General features: G+C 65.8%; 17 protein-coding genes and 1 pseudogene. 13 read left to right on the forward strand and 5 right to left on the reverse strand.

Annotated elements, in window-relative coordinates; translation table 11 throughout:
- Positions 1 to 37: 37 nt before the first annotated feature.
- Entirely contained in the window at positions 38 to 1,765 is a 1,728-nt protein-coding gene (locus tag P0Y64_09915) for a fatty acyl-AMP ligase (protein WEK41735.1), read from the reverse strand.
- 105 nt (positions 1,766 to 1,870) lie between these two features.
- Here P0Y64_09915 and P0Y64_09920 point away from each other — a divergent pair, with 105 nt between their 5' ends.
- The 5 genes and pseudogenes from P0Y64_09920 to P0Y64_09940 all read left to right on the forward strand — a co-directional run bounded on the left by P0Y64_09920 (position 1,871) and on the right by P0Y64_09940 (position 4,433).
- Positions 1,871 to 2,401 (forward strand): RecX family transcriptional regulator, encoded by a 531-nt coding sequence (locus tag P0Y64_09920; protein ID WEK41736.1) that lies wholly within the window; start codon positions 1,871 to 1,873, stop codon positions 2,399 to 2,401.
- Positions 2,402 to 2,492: 91 nt separating this feature from the next.
- The gene (locus P0Y64_09925) at positions 2,493 to 3,056 is read left to right on the forward strand and encodes a cold shock domain-containing protein (protein WEK41737.1); all 564 of its coding nucleotides are present in this window, start codon (positions 2,493 to 2,495) and stop codon (positions 3,054 to 3,056) included.
- A gap of 1 nt (position 3,057) precedes the next feature.
- Positions 3,058 to 3,555: a DUF192 domain-containing protein gene (locus P0Y64_09930; GenBank protein ID WEK41738.1), complete on the forward strand. Its 498-nt coding sequence runs from the start codon at positions 3,058 to 3,060 to the stop codon at positions 3,553 to 3,555.
- Between the two features lie 42 nt (positions 3,556 to 3,597).
- Positions 3,598 to 3,990: an NADH:ubiquinone oxidoreductase subunit NDUFA12 gene (locus P0Y64_09935; protein ID WEK45028.1), complete on the forward strand. Its 393-nt coding sequence runs from the start codon at positions 3,598 to 3,600 to the stop codon at positions 3,988 to 3,990.
- 275 nt (positions 3,991 to 4,265) lie between these two features.
- Positions 4,266 to 4,433: pseudogene (locus P0Y64_09940) on the forward strand (DUF2155 domain-containing protein).
- A gap of 35 nt (positions 4,434 to 4,468) precedes the next feature.
- Here P0Y64_09940 and aat read toward each other — a convergent pair.
- The 4 genes from aat to P0Y64_09960 all read right to left on the reverse strand — a co-directional run bounded on the left by aat (position 4,469) and on the right by P0Y64_09960 (position 6,986).
- Entirely contained in the window at positions 4,469 to 5,176 is a 708-nt protein-coding gene (aat, locus tag P0Y64_09945) for a leucyl/phenylalanyl-tRNA--protein transferase (protein ID WEK45029.1), read from the reverse strand.
- A gap of 23 nt (positions 5,177 to 5,199) precedes the next feature.
- The gene (locus P0Y64_09950) at positions 5,200 to 5,910 is read right to left on the reverse strand and encodes a ParA family protein (protein ID WEK45030.1); all 711 of its coding nucleotides are present in this window, start codon (positions 5,908 to 5,910) and stop codon (positions 5,200 to 5,202) included.
- A gap of 103 nt (positions 5,911 to 6,013) precedes the next feature.
- Entirely contained in the window at positions 6,014 to 6,400 is a 387-nt protein-coding gene (locus tag P0Y64_09955) for a hypothetical protein (protein ID WEK41739.1), read from the reverse strand.
- Between the two features lie 97 nt (positions 6,401 to 6,497).
- The gene (locus P0Y64_09960; GenBank protein WEK41740.1) at positions 6,498 to 6,986 is read right to left on the reverse strand and encodes a DNA-deoxyinosine glycosylase; all 489 of its coding nucleotides are present in this window, start codon (positions 6,984 to 6,986) and stop codon (positions 6,498 to 6,500) included.
- A 123-nt stretch (positions 6,987 to 7,109) separates the two neighbouring features.
- Here P0Y64_09960 and P0Y64_09965 point away from each other — a divergent pair, with 123 nt between their 5' ends.
- From P0Y64_09965 to P0Y64_10000, 8 genes are all read left to right on the forward strand, one after another.
- Positions 7,110 to 8,084, forward strand: a complete 975-nt coding sequence (locus P0Y64_09965) for a cysteine synthase A (GenBank protein ID WEK41741.1) — start codon at positions 7,110 to 7,112, stop codon at positions 8,082 to 8,084.
- A gap of 51 nt (positions 8,085 to 8,135) precedes the next feature.
- Positions 8,136 to 8,423 carry a hypothetical protein gene (locus tag P0Y64_09970; GenBank protein WEK41742.1) on the forward strand — a complete coding sequence of 96 codons (288 nt, stop codon included), beginning with the start codon at positions 8,136 to 8,138 and terminating at the stop codon, positions 8,421 to 8,423.
- Positions 8,424 to 8,699: 276 nt separating this feature from the next.
- Positions 8,700 to 9,251, forward strand: coding sequence for a division/cell wall cluster transcriptional repressor MraZ (locus P0Y64_09975; GenBank protein WEK41743.1), 552 nt, complete (start codon positions 8,700 to 8,702; stop codon positions 9,249 to 9,251).
- Positions 9,248 to 10,204 carry a 16S rRNA (cytosine(1402)-N(4))-methyltransferase RsmH gene (gene rsmH, locus P0Y64_09980; GenBank protein ID WEK41744.1) on the forward strand — a complete coding sequence of 319 codons (957 nt, stop codon included), beginning with the start codon at positions 9,248 to 9,250 and terminating at the stop codon, positions 10,202 to 10,204. The genes P0Y64_09975 and rsmH overlap by 4 nt, the downstream gene beginning before the upstream one ends.
- Positions 10,205 to 10,206: 2 nt before the next feature.
- On the forward strand, positions 10,207 to 10,842 hold the full coding sequence (locus P0Y64_09985; GenBank protein ID WEK41745.1) for a hypothetical protein: 636 nt from the start codon (positions 10,207 to 10,209) through the stop codon (positions 10,840 to 10,842).
- Positions 10,839 to 12,560 (forward strand): penicillin-binding protein 2, encoded by a 1,722-nt coding sequence (locus P0Y64_09990; GenBank protein ID WEK41746.1) that lies wholly within the window; start codon positions 10,839 to 10,841, stop codon positions 12,558 to 12,560. Before P0Y64_09985 ends, P0Y64_09990 begins: the two co-directional genes overlap by 4 nt.
- Complete coding sequence (locus P0Y64_09995) at positions 12,557 to 13,969, forward strand: UDP-N-acetylmuramoyl-L-alanyl-D-glutamate--2,6-diaminopimelate ligase (protein WEK41747.1); 1,413 nt, start codon at positions 12,557 to 12,559, stop codon at positions 13,967 to 13,969. Before P0Y64_09990 ends, P0Y64_09995 begins: the two co-directional genes overlap by 4 nt.
- Positions 13,966 to 14,097, forward strand: a complete 132-nt coding sequence (locus P0Y64_10000; protein ID WEK41748.1) for a hypothetical protein — start codon at positions 13,966 to 13,968, stop codon at positions 14,095 to 14,097. The genes P0Y64_09995 and P0Y64_10000 overlap by 4 nt, the downstream gene beginning before the upstream one ends.
- The last annotated feature ends 26 nt before the right edge of the window (positions 14,098 to 14,123 follow it).

A 14,123-nucleotide genomic window follows, 5' to 3' on the forward strand; every position in this document is an offset into this window, starting at 1 on the left:
ATTTTTGAGCAGCATTCTTGCCGGATGCAGTCACCGCTCAGGCGGCGATGGCATAAGGCTTGATCTCACCGGAGAGGTAGAGGTTGCGTGCCTTGGCGCGGCTGAGCTTGCCGGAGCTGGTGCGTGGCAATGTGCGCGGCGGGATCAGCTCGATAACGCAATTCATGCCGGTCACCGCGCGCACGCGATCACGAATCTCGTCGCGCAGGCGGCTGCGCTCGGCGTCGTCGGACGTACGACATTGCACGAGCACCGCAGGCGTTTCCTCCCCGCCCGGCGTGGTGATCGCAAAGGCGGCGATATCGCCCTGCTTGAAACCGGGAAGCTGCTCCACCGCCCATTCGATGTCCTGCGGCCAATGGTTGCGGCCGTTGACGATGATCATGTCCTTGGCGCGGCCGACGATATAGATATAGCCGTCAGACATATAGCCCATGTCGCCTGTGTCGAGCCAACCGTCCTTCATGCAGGCCTCGGTCGCGTCGGCGTCGCGGAAATAGCCGACCATCACCGACGGGCCGGCGCACCACACCTTGCCGATCGCGCGCTCGGGAAGCGGGGTGCCGTCTTCTTCGCGGATCTCGATCGCCATGTCGCGCACCGGCTTCCCGCAATTGACGATCGCGCGGTAACGTTGCGGGCGGTCCTGCCCGGCAGGGACGCCGGAAAGCTGCGTTTCCTCGACCAGCTCGACGCGGATGCCCTCACCCGGGGGCATGATCGACACCGCCAGCGTCGCTTCGGCAAGGCCGTAGCTCGGCAGGAATGCGCTGGCCTTGAAGCCGGCATCGGCGAAGGCGTCGACGAAATCCTGCATCACATCCGGCCGGATCATGTCCGCGCCATTGCCGGCGAGGCGCCAGCGCGACAGATCGAAGCGATCCGATGCACGCGTCTGGCTGGAGATGCGGCGGGCGCAAATGTCATAGCCGAAGGTCGGCGAATAGCTGATCGAAGTGCCCTGATTGCGGCTGACCATATCCAGCCATGCCAGCGGACGGCGCGCGAAATCCTCGGTTTTCAGATAATCGGTCGAAACCTGGTTCGCGATCGGCGACAGGAAGCAGCCGACCAGCCCCATGTCATGATACCATGGCAGCCACGAGATGCAGCGATCGCTGTCGATCAGTTCCATGCCATGCGCGTGCGCCGCGAGATTGTTGAGCAACGCGTGATGCGTGATCGCGACGCCGTGCGGAAAACGTGTCGAGCCGCTGGAATATTGCAGATAGGCGATATCGTCGCCGTTCGCTTGCGGGAGCGCGACGGGCACAGCCTCCGTCGCGAGCAGGTCGCTCCAGTCGACACCGCGCACGCCGCAGCCCTCTGCCGCCGCGCCCGCCATGCCGGCAAGCTCTGGCGGATAGATCAGCATTACCGGATCACAGCTCGAAAGCTGGACGCTGAGCTGGTCGATATAGGATTCCTTGCCCCCGAACGACGTGGGCAACGGGAGCGGCACCGGCCATGCACCGGCATAGACGGTGCCGAAAAACAGGGCGGCGAACTCGGCCCCGGTTTCCGCGACGAGCGCAACGCGGTCACCCGGCGTTATTCCGGCCGCCATCAGCCGCCACGCCGCCGCCTTCGCGTCCTGTTGCAGCTCCGCGAAGGGATAAGCGCGGTTCAACGTGCCCCGTGCGTCGTGAAAATTCAGGCCGCGCGTACCCTGCGCCGCATAGTCCAGCGCTTCGCCCAGCGTCGCGAAATCCGCGAAGCGGCGTGGCAACGCGTCGTGCGTGGCGGTCGGATCCAGGGTAGTCATTCCAATTCTTAACCTTTCGCGCGCCCCTTGCCGGGCGCAAGCTCGCTCAATGGCTGCCTTTGCGCGCCCCGCGCGTTTAAATTCGTTCGTCAGTGTGGCAACAACATGGCCGTGCCCTCCGAACGTCGCCCGCCGCGCCCGCTAAACGCCGCCACGCTCGATCAACTGGCGCTGCGCTATGTCGAGCGATTCGCGACGACGCGCGGCAAGCTGGCCGATTATCTGCGCCGTAAGATCCGCGAGCGGGGATGGGAAGGGGACTTGATCGAGCCGGCGGCAGTGGCGGAGAGAATGGCGACGCTCGGCTATGTCGACGATCGCGGTTTCGCCGAAATGCGCGCGGCTGCGTTGGCGCGGCGTGGCTATGGCGGACGGCGCGTCGCCGATGCGTTGCGTGCGGCGCATGTCAGTGAAAGCGACGCGGCGATTGCGATGGAGCCGGCGGCTGAGCGCTCGATCGACGTCGCGCTCGCTTTCGCCCGCCGTCGTCGCTTTGGCCCGTGGGGCAGAACGGCGCCCGACGACCGGCTGCGCGAACGCCAGGTGGCGGCGATGGTGCGCGCCGGCCACTCGCCCGCGTTGGCCCGGCGGATCGTCGTTTCTCCCCCCGGTGTCCCATTCGAGGGCGAGGAATGACGCAAAAGTCGCGCTTGGGCTGTTGTACGTAACGTCAACCATGCTAGCGTAACGACTATCCGGGGGGGATTGCATAAAAGTGCGTAGCGACATGCCTCGCGATGTAGATGACCGCGAACAGGAGATTGGTGTGGCCGGCGCCGAGCAAGGCGCGCGGGTTTCCGGTACCCTCAAATGGTTCGATGTCACGCGCGGTTTCGGTTTTCTCGTGCCCGATACCGGCGATACGGGCGATGTGCTGATCCATTTCAGCGTACTTCAATCGCTTGGCCGGCGCAGCCTGCCCGAACGCTCTCGTCTTGAAGTCATTGCGGTGAAGCGCGACCGGGGTTTTCAGGCGGTCGAGATTCTGTCGCTGGATATGTCACAGGCGGTGGAACCCAGCGAGCCGCGCGATCCCGCCCGCATCGACCCGGCCACTCTGGTGGCGGACGCCGGCGAATGGGAGCCGGTGCTGGTGAAATGGTTCAACCGGCTGAAGGGCTATGGTTTTCTGGTGCGACCGGGCGGCAATCAGGATATTTTCGTCCACATGGAAACCTTGCGACGCGCCGCGATCCATGAGGTCGAGCCGGATCAGAAGCTGCGCGCGCGCGTTGTGGATGGGCGCAAGGGGCCGCTGGCGGTGATCGTCGGTGCCGCGCTGGAGGATTGAGATGTTGCGTATCCTCGCCGCAGCGATGCTGGCGACGCTCGTTCCGGCGTGCTCGTCTGGTGGTGCCTCTGGGAGCAATGGCGCCGAGAATGCTTCCGGTGGCGAAGACGCCGCGCATCGCGTGACGTTGACGATCGAGAGCGCGAACGGCGCACATGTTTTCCACGTCGATGTGGCGCGGACCGAGGAAGAACAGGCGCGCGGCCTGATGTTCCGCAAGGATATTCCAAAGGATGGCGGGATGCTGTTCTCGCCTTATCCCGCCACCGGGGGCGAGCCGAAGCCCGCCGCCTTTTGGATGAAGAACACGCCGAGTTCGCTCGACATCCTGTTCATCCGCGCCGACCATACAATCGCGCGGCTGGCCGAGAACACGGTGCCCTTTTCCGAAGCCCCGATTCCCTCGGGCGAGCCGGTCGCCGCGGTGCTGGAAATCAACGCCGGGCGCGCCGCCGAACTGGGCATAAACGAAGGCGATAAGGTGTCGTGGGGCAAGTAAGCCCGGTTGAAGCGCGCCGGCTTCGCGGGTAAGCGCGATTTCATGGGCATCAATCTGAACCCGTTCACTTGGTGGAACGGCGCTACCATCGGCACCTGGTTTGGCCTGCGCGGAAAGACGCGCATGGGCGAGGATTCGCTCGGCAACGTCTATTATGAAGGCGGAGCCGACACGAGCGGCCAGCCACGCCGCTGGGTAATCTACAACGGCGCAAATGACGCGAGCCGCGTGCCGCCCGATTGGTTCAGCTGGCTGCATCATCATGTCGATGATGTGCCGGATCGCGCGCTGCCTGCGCCGCGTCGCTGGGAAAAGCCGGCGCTGCCCAACATGACCGGCACCGCGCTGGCATATCGTCCGCCGGGCGCGCTGGAAAAGGGCGGCGTCCGCGCTGCCGCGACCGGCGACTATGAAGCATGGAGCCCGGAAGCGTGAAGCGCGCGCTGGCGGCGGGCGCGCTTGTCGCCGCGCTGGCCGGCATTGGCCTTTGGCAGGGAAGCCATTGGTTCGCTGATAGTGCCGATGCGCAGAGGCCGGGCACGCCCGCCGCCAGTCAGGCGGTTCCAGCGCCGCGCGCTGCTGCGGCGAATGGTGTCACCTCCGTCGATGGCGGCGATCAGGCGATCGACGCGGGCACGACGCCGATGGCCGAGCGAGTCGCGGTGATCGGCATCCTCAACAAGCGCAATGGCGTCAGCCGCGAACTGACGATGAAGCCGGGGCAGGCGCTGCGCGTCGGCGATACGATCGTGCGTCTGCGTGCCTGCGAGCGCACCGCGCCGTGGGAGCAGGAGCAACTGACCGGCGCCTTCGTCCAGCTCGACGTGAAGGGCGTGGACAAGGCGTGGCGCCGCGCTTTCTCAGGCTGGCTGTACAAGGAGCGCCCCGCGCTCAATGTGGTGCAGCACCCGGTTTACGATGTGTGGGCCAAGAGCTGTACGATGTCCTTCCCGGCGAAGGGCGCGGATACCGATGTGATCGCTGCCTCCACCGCGAAGAAATCGGCCGCCGCTGCGCCTGACGATTCCGGGGATTCGGGTGACGACGCCCCGGTCACGGAAACCAACCCGGCCAGCGCTTCGCCCAGCAACACCATGTAATCGGCGCGATCGATCTCCGTCGCGCCGAGCGAGGCGAGGTGATCGGTCATGAACTGGCAATCGAGCAGGGTGAAGCCACCTGCCCGCAGCCGTGCGACCAGCGCGGCGATCGCAACCTTGGAGGCATCGGTCGCGCGGCTCACCATGCTTTCGCCGAAAAAGGCGCGACCCAGTGCGAGGCCATAGAGGCCGCCGACAAGCTCTTCGCCATCCCAGCATTCGATCGAATGGGCGTGGCCGCTTTCATGCAGCGTGAGAAATGCCTGTTCGATCGAGCGGTTGATCCAGGTTTCGGGCCGGTCGCTCGCCGCTTCCGCACACAATCGGATGATCGCGGGGAAAGCTCGGTCGACGGAGACGCGAAAGCGATCGGCGAGCAGCGTCTTGCGCAGCGAGCGCGAGAGATGAAACTCGTCGAGCGGCAGGATCGCGCGGCGGCGCGGCTCGACCCAATAGACGCCGGGCGCGTCGCGACCATCGGCCATCGGGAAAACCCCGACCGAATAGGCGCCGAGCACCATCGCCGGATCGAGCCGTTCGTAATTCAGGAAGCGAGTCGTCGCTCGATCCTCTGCCAGATATTCAGAAAAGCGGCTGCTGCGGCCGAACGTGGCGCGGCGTCGCCCACCGCGCGGTGGGCGGCCGATGCGGTCTCCACCACGCTGGCCATTGGAATTATCGGCCAATCGGGCTGTGCGGCAACCGCATCGATATGCATCCGCCGTCGGCGATCGACCAGCGCATGCACCGGCAGCGTTGGCGTGCGGCCGCCGAGATGGCGCTCGATTTCCTCATAGGCGCGCTGCGCGAGCGGGGAGGGGACGACTGGTATCACGATCAGATCGGCCGCGCGGGCGACTTGCTCTGCGGTCTCGGTCAGCCCCGGCGGGCAATCGAGGATCACGCGGTCATAGTCGCCAAGCCCGGCGATCAGCTTGCTCAGCCGCTTCTTCTTATCCATCTCACGCAGCAGGTGATCGAGATCGCGCAGCGACGCATCGGCGGGCAGGAGATCGAGTCGCTCGGTATCGGTCGTGCGGATCAGCCGATGGGCATCGACTTCGCGTGAAAAGGCGGCCTGCGCCCGATCGCGCTTCCCTTCGCGCCCGAGGATCCAGCTTGCAGCGGCCTGCGGATCGAGATCCCATAGCAGCGTGCGGCGCGCCGATCGCGTCGCCGCGCACCAGGCGAGATTGGCGGCCAGCGTCGTTTTTCCGACGCCGCCCTTCAGGCTATAGACCGCGATCGTCGCCATATGCCGAACGTGCCGCGCCGCGCCGCGCGTGGCAAGCGCCGCCGACAATTAAAAAGGCCGGCGCAACATGTGCGCCGGCCCGTAAATTGATGATTTGCTAGAATTACGACTTGCAGGTCTGCGAGCCCTTGCCCGCCTGATCCAGCGTGATGTGCGCGGTGTCGCCCGTCAGCTTCCAGCCGCCCTCGGCAACCAGCGGATCGCCGGTCTTCTCGGCTTTCAGCACGGTCGGCGTGCCGTCCTTCTTCGTCTTCACGAACGCCTGCTTGTCGCCCTGGAAGAAGGTGACATAGACGAGGCTGTTGTCCTTGCAGCGGAAGGTCTTTTCCGCCTTGATCGACGGCGGCAGCTCAACCGTGCCTTTGTTGGCGAGCTCGGCGGCCATCGGATCGGGATTGATGTCGAGCACTTCAGGCTTTTCCGGCTTCGAATTGCAGGCGGAAAGCGCGAACAGCGCCGCAGCGGCAGGGAGGAGGATGAGGCTCTTCATAACATCGCGACGCCATACGCCCGATGCCGCCTTCGTCAAGGCGGCAAACGGCCTCGCATGCAATTTTATATCCTTCACCCGTCGTGATGGTGGCGAATCAGCCCAAAAATGCACGGAGCGCGTCCCAGGCGGGCTGTTTTGCCGCGATGCCGATCGTGTGAAGCGCGCTCGACGACGGCAAGGCTACGAGCGTCAGCGCGCGCGTTTCGAGCAAAGGTCGCCCGAGGCGCAGCGCGGTGCCGCCGTTGAACGCGACCGCGCGGAGTTGCGGCAGCGAGTCGATCATTGCGGGGAGATTGTTGGCGGCATGATCGCGGATCGCGGCATCGGTGCTGCCCGCGCGGTGCGCGGAGGCGACCACGTCCCACAGCCCAACCCGCGCCGCGATGAGCGCGGTGAGTCGCGCGTCATAGGGAAGTGCCGCGAGATCGCGGCTTAGCGCGTGGCCGAGGAGGCGCCAGAACTGGTTCTGCGGATGTGCGTAATAGCGCTGTTCGGCAAGGCTGCGCTCGCCCGGCAGGCTGCCGAGGATAAGCACGCGGGTGCGATTGTCGGTAACAGGTGGGAAGGAAGATTTGCGTGCCATGGTGCGATTATCGCCCGCTTCGTGCCGCCCTTTCCCTCAATTGTCACGGCATCAGCCGGGCTATTCGCCGCTAAAGCGCAAGCGTGGTTGCCGCGATCGATCGACGGGGGCATCTAATGCGTCATGCATACCGCCCCTGACACACTCGCGCTTATCGGCAACACCCCGCTCGTCCGGCTGAGAGGGCCGAGCGACGAAACCGGCTGCGATATCTTCGGCAAATGCGAATTCGCCAATCCCGGCGCCAGCGTGAAGGATCGCGCGGCGCTCTTCATCGTCGAGGATGCGGAGGCGCGCGGGCAGTTGCGGCCGGGTGGCACGATCGTTGAGGGCACGGCCGGCAACACGGGGATCGGGCTGGCGCTGGTCGCCAATGCGAAGGGTTATCGCACGATCATCGTGATGCCGGATACGCAATCCAAGGAGAAGATGGATACGCTGCGCGCACTCGGCGCCGAACTGGTGACCGTCCCGGCGGCGCCATATTCGAATCCCTGCCATTTCGTGCACACCTCGCGCCGGATCGCGGAGGAAACGCCGGGCGCGATATGGGCCAACCAGTTCGACAATATCGCCAACCGCAAGGCGCATATCATCGGCACGGCGGAAGAGATCTGGGCGCAGATGGATGGCCGGATCGACGGCTTCACATGCGCGGTCGGCACCGGCGGGACGCTCGCCGGGGTCGGCATGGGGCTGAAGGCGAAGGACGAGAAAGTGACGATCGCGCTCAGCGATCCGCACGGCGCCGCGCTCTACGAATATTATGCGCATGGCGAGTTGAAGGCCGAGGGCAATTCGGTCGCCGAAGGGATCGGGCAGGGCCGGATCACCGCCAATCTGGAAGGCGCGCCGATCGACGCGCAATACCGCATCCCCGATCAGGAGGGGCTCGATTGGGTCGAGCGTCTGCTGCGCGAAGAGGGGCTGTGTCTCGGCCTGTCGTCGGGGATCAACGTCGCCGGTGCGGTGCGACTGGCGCGCGATCTGGGGCCGGGCAAGCGGATCGCGACGATTTTGTGCGACACGGGTTTTCGTTATCTTTCCACGCTCTACAACCCGGAATGGCTGGCGGCGAAGGGGTTGGAGCGTCGCTGATCGGCGCCATATTCGACATTCGGGCGACAAGGCGTTAGTCTTGTAGGACGGATGAAGACCGAAACATCAACAACCAGCCAGACGATGCAGCGCGTGCGAGTGGGCCTGATTGGCCTCGCTGCGGTGGTTCTGCTCATCGGCCTCGCCAGCGCGATTTTCAGTGCGGCCAGCCAGGAGCGGCCGGTCGCCGCGATTGACTCGCCCAAGGCGGATGCGGTCGCCAACATGACGCTCGCCAACAATAACGTGCCCGCGACCGCGCCAAACGAGCCGCTCGCCGAATTAGGGGTGGCACCCGCCACCGCCAACGGCGCCGCCCCCGCCGCGCCGCGCCAGTGACATCGACCATGATCATCGAGGAATCGCCGGGGAAATCCGGGGAACGAGCGGGGATTCCCTGCTTCTCCCCGGATTCGGCATGCCTGATCGTGCGAACGAACGCGGAACGCGCATGGCTTGCGGAGAGCGATTCCGGAGGAAAGCCGCCCGGCTGACCCCCATTTCCCCGAATTTCCCCAGATTTCCCTTCCCATCCCCGAGCGGCCCTGATACTAATCAGAGCTGCAGAGGGGCGGACTCGCTGTTTTTTATCTTCGCGACTGCCGGGACGGCCGGATGGGCCGTTTCGCGGACCGGAGAGGCGCGTCCGTCGCGGATGAGGTGGGCGTGTCGGGCAGGGTCGACTATCAGGGAAAAGGAATCGCACTCGTCGACGATAAGTCGCGGGTCGCCATTCCTAACACCTTGCGCGCCATGCTCGCGAAGAACTCCCCGCGCGAAGACGGCAAGGATGGCGGGACCGTCATCATCGCGCCGCACCCCGAACATCGCTGCCTGATCGCGTATGATCCGCAGTTCGTGCCGTTCTGGAAAGAGCGGCTGGAGCTGCTCGACGCCGCCCAGTTCGAGAAGACCGGCCGCACCGACTATAATATCCTCGATCGCGCCGGCGGCGCGGAGCCGTTGCCGTTCGACGGCAGCGGGCGTTTCATCATGCCGGCGTTCGAGCGCAAATATGCGCGGATCGGCAACGTCGCGTTCTTCCACGGATCGTTCCACTGGATCACGATCTGGAGCCCGAAGATCCTGATCGAAACACCGGGGATCGACCCGTTCCTCAAGGAATATGTCGAGTTCGCGTGCGAGGAAAAGGGGCATGCGCTGTGACCGCCCGCGCTGAGCCCCATGTCCCCGTGCTGCTCGACGAAGTGCTCGCCGCGCTTACCCCCAAGCGCGGCGAGACTATGGTCGACGCGACGTTCGGCGCGGGCGGCTATACCCGTGCCTTGCTAGCGACGGGCGCACGAGTCTTCGCGTTCGATCGCGATCCTGATGCGATCGAGCGCGGGCGTGCGCTCGAAGCGTCCGAATCGGGCCTGATCCTCGTGCCGGCCGAATTTTCCGCCCTCGCCGGCGAGCTTCAGGCGCGGGATGTGCCGCCGGTCGACGGCGTGGTGATGGATATCGGCGTTTCGTCGATGCAACTCGACCAGCCGGAACGCGGCTTCTCCTTTCAGGGAGATGGCCCCCTCGACATGCGCATGTCGCAATCGGGCCCGTCAGCGGCCGATTTCCTCAACACCGCAGACGAAGCGATGATCGCCGACGTGCTGTGGCGTTATGGCGAGGAGCCGCGCTCGCGCCGTGTCGCCAAGGCGATCGTGGCGGCGCGTCCGCTCACCACCACCGGCCAATTGGCGCAGATCGTTCGGCGCGCGCTGGGGCATCGCCCGCATGACAAGAAGGATCCGGCTACCCGCGCGTTTCAGGCGATCCGCATCCATGTGAACCGCGAACTGGAGGAACTGGTGCAGGGCCTCGCCGCCGCCGAGCGCGTGCTCGCGCCGGGCGGCCGGCTCGCGGTCGTCACCTTTCACAGCCTGGAGGACCGGCTGGTGAAACGATTTCTGCGCGAGCGGAGCGGGGCGATGCCAGCCGGGTCGCGGCATCGCCCCGAAGCGCGCGAAGCGCGGGCACCGAGTTTTGAGCCGGCGGCGAAGGCTGTTCGCCCGACCGCGGCTGAAGTGGCGCGTAACCCACGGGCGCGTTCGGCGACGTTGCGCATGGCGCGGCGCACTGACGCTGCACCGTGGGATGGCGCCGAGTTAGTGGAGGCGTAACGATGGCAGCGACTTATCGGTTGAAGGGTCTGGGTTGGTTCGGCGGCGTGGTGATCGTGTCGCTGGGTTTCTATCTCGTCTCGCTTCAGGTCGCTGCCGAGCGCAAGCGGCTTGAGCAGCTCAACGGTCGGATCGGCCTCGCGCAGCGCGATATCCGTGCGCTGGAGACGGAGTTCGATGTGCGTTCGAACCTTACCCAGCTCGAACGCTGGAACGGCGACACGCTGGCGCTGGCTTCCCCCACCGCCGGGCAGTTCGTGCGCGACGAGGGGCAGCTTGCGTCGATCAACTTCGATCGCGCCGCGCCGATGCCGGGCCAGCAGCAGGGCGAAATCCGCACCGCCGCGCTGGTAGTCCCGTCGCTGCCTTCGCCGATCGCGCCGGCGCAGGTGATCGATGAGGCGCCCGCCGTGGCGCGCCCGGCGGCGCTGGTGAAGGTCGCGTCGCGCCCGGTCGAGCCGGACGCGCCGAAGCTCACCGCCGCCGTCGTGCTGCGCACCGCCGTGGTCGCGCCGACGCCGGTAGCGGAATCGCGTAAGGGGAAGGCGGTCGCGATGCTCGACAAGTCGCTGCTGAGCGACACTACCCTGGGTGATCTGGCAAGCGGCGCTCGCGCCGAGGCACGGCGGCTACGTTGACCACGCTGGTCGCGCGCCCTGCCCGATCGGTAAAAGCCAGCGAGCAGCGACACGCGCTGCTTGCGACGCAGCACATGCGCCTGATGATGCTGATGCTGCTGTTCGTCGCGGCGGTGACGGTGGTCGCCGGGCGGCTCGTGTGGCTGGCGATCGAGGGCAAGCCGACGCGCGCGTCCATCCTTGGTGCCCCGCCGCGCGGGGATATCGTCGATCGCAATGGCGAGCCGCTGGCGCGCACGATCGATGCATGGACGATCGGTGTACATCCCGATCGCCTGCTTGGTGATCGTGGCGCGATCGCGCAAAAACTCGCCGATCTGATGCCTGATGTCGGCAATCAGCCGTGGTTCTATACCCAGATTACCAAGAGAGTGCCGTTCACCTATCTCAATCGCCGCGCCAGCCCGGCGCTGGTCGAAGCGGTGAATGCGATCGGCGAGCCGGGCGTCGTCTTCGAACGGCAGACCCAGCGGCTTTATCCGCAATCGACGCTGGCGGCGCATGCGCTCGGCTTCCTGTCGACCGAGGGCAAGCCGATGAGCGGGATGGAGCGCGCGCTCGACGCGCGACTGACCGATCCGATGCAGAGCGCGGCGCCGGTGGCGCTGTCGATCGACAGCCGCGTGCAGGCGGCGATGGAAAGCGAACTCGGCCGCGCGATGAACGATATGCAGGCCAAGGGCGCGGCCGGCATCGTGATGGACGCGCATACCGGCGAAGTGATCGCGATGGTGTCGTTCCCGCTGTTCAACCCCAACCGGGTTGGCATGGCCGGCACCGAGGAATTGCGCAACAACGTCACCCAGTCGGTCTATGAGCTCGGCTCGACGTTTAAGCCGCTCGCGATGGCGGCGGCGATCGACTATGGCGTCGTTACCGACATGAGCCGCCGTTTCGACGCGACGGTGCCATTGAAGGTCGGCGGGTTCACGATCCACGACGATCGCGGACATGAGCAGAAGCGCTGGCTCAACATCCCCGAAACCCTGATCTATTCGTCGAACATCGCCACCGCCCGGATCGCGGACATGGTGGGGGCTGCGCGGATGCAGGAAATGTTCCGTAAGCTGGGGTTCAATACCAAGCCCGAGGTTGAGCTGGTCGAAAAGGCGCGGCCGCTGTGGCCGACCTATTGGGCGCGCACCACGGTGATGACCACCGCTTACGGCCATGGCATCGCGGTGACGCCGCTCCATCTGGCGAGCGCTTATGCCGTGATGGTCAACGGCGGCGTCTGGCATCCGCCGACGCTGCTCAAGATCGCGCCGGGCCAGGAGCCGAAGGGGCGCCGCGTGCTCCAGCAATCGACCAGCGACCGGATGCGCCAGCTGCTCCGGCTCGTCGTGCTGGACGGCACCGGGCGCCGGGGCGAAGCGCCGGGCTATCGCGTCGGCGGCAAGACCGGCACGGCCGAGGTCGCCCAACGCGGCGGCTATGCGCGGAACGTCAACGTCTCCACTTTCGCGGCGGCTTTCCCGATGGATGCGCCGCGCTACGTGGTGATCGCGATGATGGATTCGCCCAAGCGGGTTCAGGCGAATTCGTTCCAGACGACCGCTGCTTATACCGTGGCCCCGGTGGTGAGCCGGGTGATAAGTCGCACTGGCGCGCTGCTGGGTGTAATTCCCGACGATCATCACGATATCGATGTCAGCCATTTGAACGCGCTGTTGTGGAAAGCGACGGGCAAGAAAGAAGAAAAAGGAAGCGCCGAATGAAGCTGGGTCAGCTCACCGGCGGCAACGAGATCGCGCAGGTGACCGGCTTCGCGATCGATCACCGCAAGGTCGCGCCCGGAACAATCTTCGGGGCGTTCGAGGGGCAGCGCGTGAATGGGGAGGATTACATCCCCGCCGCGATTGCCGCCGGCGCGATCGCCGTGGTCGCGCGGCCGGAGGCGGAGGTCGATGGTGCGCTGCATATCGCCTCCACCAATCCGCGCGCGGCCTTCGCTGCGCTGGCCGCGAAATTCTTCGCGCCGTTCCCCGAGATCGCGGTGGCCGTCACGGGAACCAACGGCAAGACTTCCACGGTAGAGATGACGCGCCAATTGTGGCGCATGGCGGGGCATCACGCCGCATCGATCGGCACGCTTGGCGTGGCCACCGCCGATGAGCGCGTGACGACGGGCCTCACCACCCCGGATGTGGTGACATTCCTATCCAATGTGGGCGGGCTGGCGCGCGAGGGCGTGACGCATCTGGCGTTCGAGGCGTCGAGCCATGGCCTCAGCCAATATCGCACCGAGGGCGTGCCCGTAACGGCGGCTGCCTTCACCAATCTCAGCCGCGATCACCTCGATTATCATGGCGACATGGCGGCCTATTTCACCGCCAAGCTGCGCCTGTTCGCGGAGGTGCTGGGCGACGACGGCACGGCGGTGGTGTGGGTCGACGACCCGCAGTCCGAGCGGGTGATCGATCTCGCCCGTGCGCGGCGCAACGGGCTGATCACGGTGGGCGAACATGGCGATACGCTGCGGCTGGTGTCGCGCGATCCCACGCTGCTGGGGCAGGGGCTGGTGATCGCCGCCGACGGGCGCGAGTATAAGGTAACGCTGCCGCTGATCGGCGCCTATCAGGCCGCCAACGCCCTTGTCGCGGCAGGGCTGGTGATCGCGACCGGCGGGGATGTCGCCACAACGATCGCCAATCTCGCGCGGCTTCAGCCGGTTCGCGGGCGGCTGGAGCGCGCCGCGATCGCCGCATCCGGCGCGCCGATCTATGTCGATTACGCACACACGCCGGATGCGCTGGAAGCGGCGATCGCTGCCCTGCGCCCGCACGTCACCGGGCGGCTGATCCTGGTGTTCGGGGCGGGCGGTGATCGCGATCATGGCAAGCGTGAACCGATGGGGCAGGTCGCGGAGGCGCAGGCCGATGTGGTGATCGTCACCGACGATAATCCGCGCACCGAAAATCCTGCCGCGATCCGCGCGGAGTTGCTGACCGGTGCGCCCGGCGCAATCGAAATCGGCGATCGCCGCGCGGCGATCGCCCATGCGGTCGGTATGGCTGGCGCGGCCGATATCGTGCTGATCGCCGGCAAGGGGCATGAGCAGGGGCAGATCGTTGGCGATCTCGTCCTGCCGTTTGACGACGTGACTGTCGCAAGGGAGGTAGCGTGAAAAGGAAGATCAACATTCCAGCTCGTCCGTTCGCCCAGGCCGATGGCGAGAAACGCCCACGCGAGCGCCAGAAGCTCGGGTTGCGCTATGAACTGGTCAGCGGTGAAACGGTGAGCGGGCTGCGTTGACGCGGTCCGCTCGCCTTTTTCGGGAT

The sequence above is a fragment of the Candidatus Sphingomonas colombiensis genome, from assembly GCA_029202845.1.
In the GTDB taxonomy this organism is placed as follows: domain Bacteria; phylum Pseudomonadota; class Alphaproteobacteria; order Sphingomonadales; family Sphingomonadaceae; genus Sphingomonas; species Sphingomonas colombiensis.

What these genes read in the sequence shown, in the direction of transcription:
- P0Y64_09915 (WEK41735.1), bottom strand. Translation starts at nt 1,765, where the DNA reads ATGACTACCCTGGATCCGACCGCCACGCACGACGCGTTGCCACGCCGC.
- P0Y64_09920 (WEK41736.1), top strand. Translation starts at nt 1,871, where the DNA reads ATGGCCGTGCCCTCCGAACGTCGCCCGCCGCGCCCGCTAAACGCCGCC.
- P0Y64_09925 (WEK41737.1), top strand. Translation starts at nt 2,493, where the DNA reads ATGCCTCGCGATGTAGATGACCGCGAACAGGAGATTGGTGTGGCCGGC.
- P0Y64_09930 (WEK41738.1), top strand. Translation starts at nt 3,058, where the DNA reads ATGTTGCGTATCCTCGCCGCAGCGATGCTGGCGACGCTCGTTCCGGCG.
- P0Y64_09935 (WEK45028.1), top strand. Translation starts at nt 3,598, where the DNA reads ATGGGCATCAATCTGAACCCGTTCACTTGGTGGAACGGCGCTACCATC.
- aat (WEK45029.1), bottom strand. Translation starts at nt 5,176, where the DNA reads ATGGTGCTCGGCGCCTATTCGGTCGGGGTTTTCCCGATGGCCGATGGT.
- P0Y64_09950 (WEK45030.1), bottom strand. Translation starts at nt 5,910, where the DNA reads ATGGCGACGATCGCGGTCTATAGCCTGAAGGGCGGCGTCGGAAAAACG.
- P0Y64_09955 (WEK41739.1), bottom strand. Translation starts at nt 6,400, where the DNA reads ATGAAGAGCCTCATCCTCCTCCCTGCCGCTGCGGCGCTGTTCGCGCTT.
- P0Y64_09960 (WEK41740.1), bottom strand. Translation starts at nt 6,986, where the DNA reads ATGGCACGCAAATCTTCCTTCCCACCTGTTACCGACAATCGCACCCGC.
- P0Y64_09965 (WEK41741.1), top strand. Translation starts at nt 7,110, where the DNA reads ATGCATACCGCCCCTGACACACTCGCGCTTATCGGCAACACCCCGCTC.
- P0Y64_09970 (WEK41742.1), top strand. Translation starts at nt 8,136, where the DNA reads ATGAAGACCGAAACATCAACAACCAGCCAGACGATGCAGCGCGTGCGA.
- P0Y64_09975 (WEK41743.1), top strand. Translation starts at nt 8,700, where the DNA reads ATGGGCCGTTTCGCGGACCGGAGAGGCGCGTCCGTCGCGGATGAGGTG.
- P0Y64_09985 (WEK41745.1), top strand. Translation starts at nt 10,207, where the DNA reads ATGGCAGCGACTTATCGGTTGAAGGGTCTGGGTTGGTTCGGCGGCGTG.
- P0Y64_09995 (WEK41747.1), top strand. Translation starts at nt 12,557, where the DNA reads ATGAAGCTGGGTCAGCTCACCGGCGGCAACGAGATCGCGCAGGTGACC.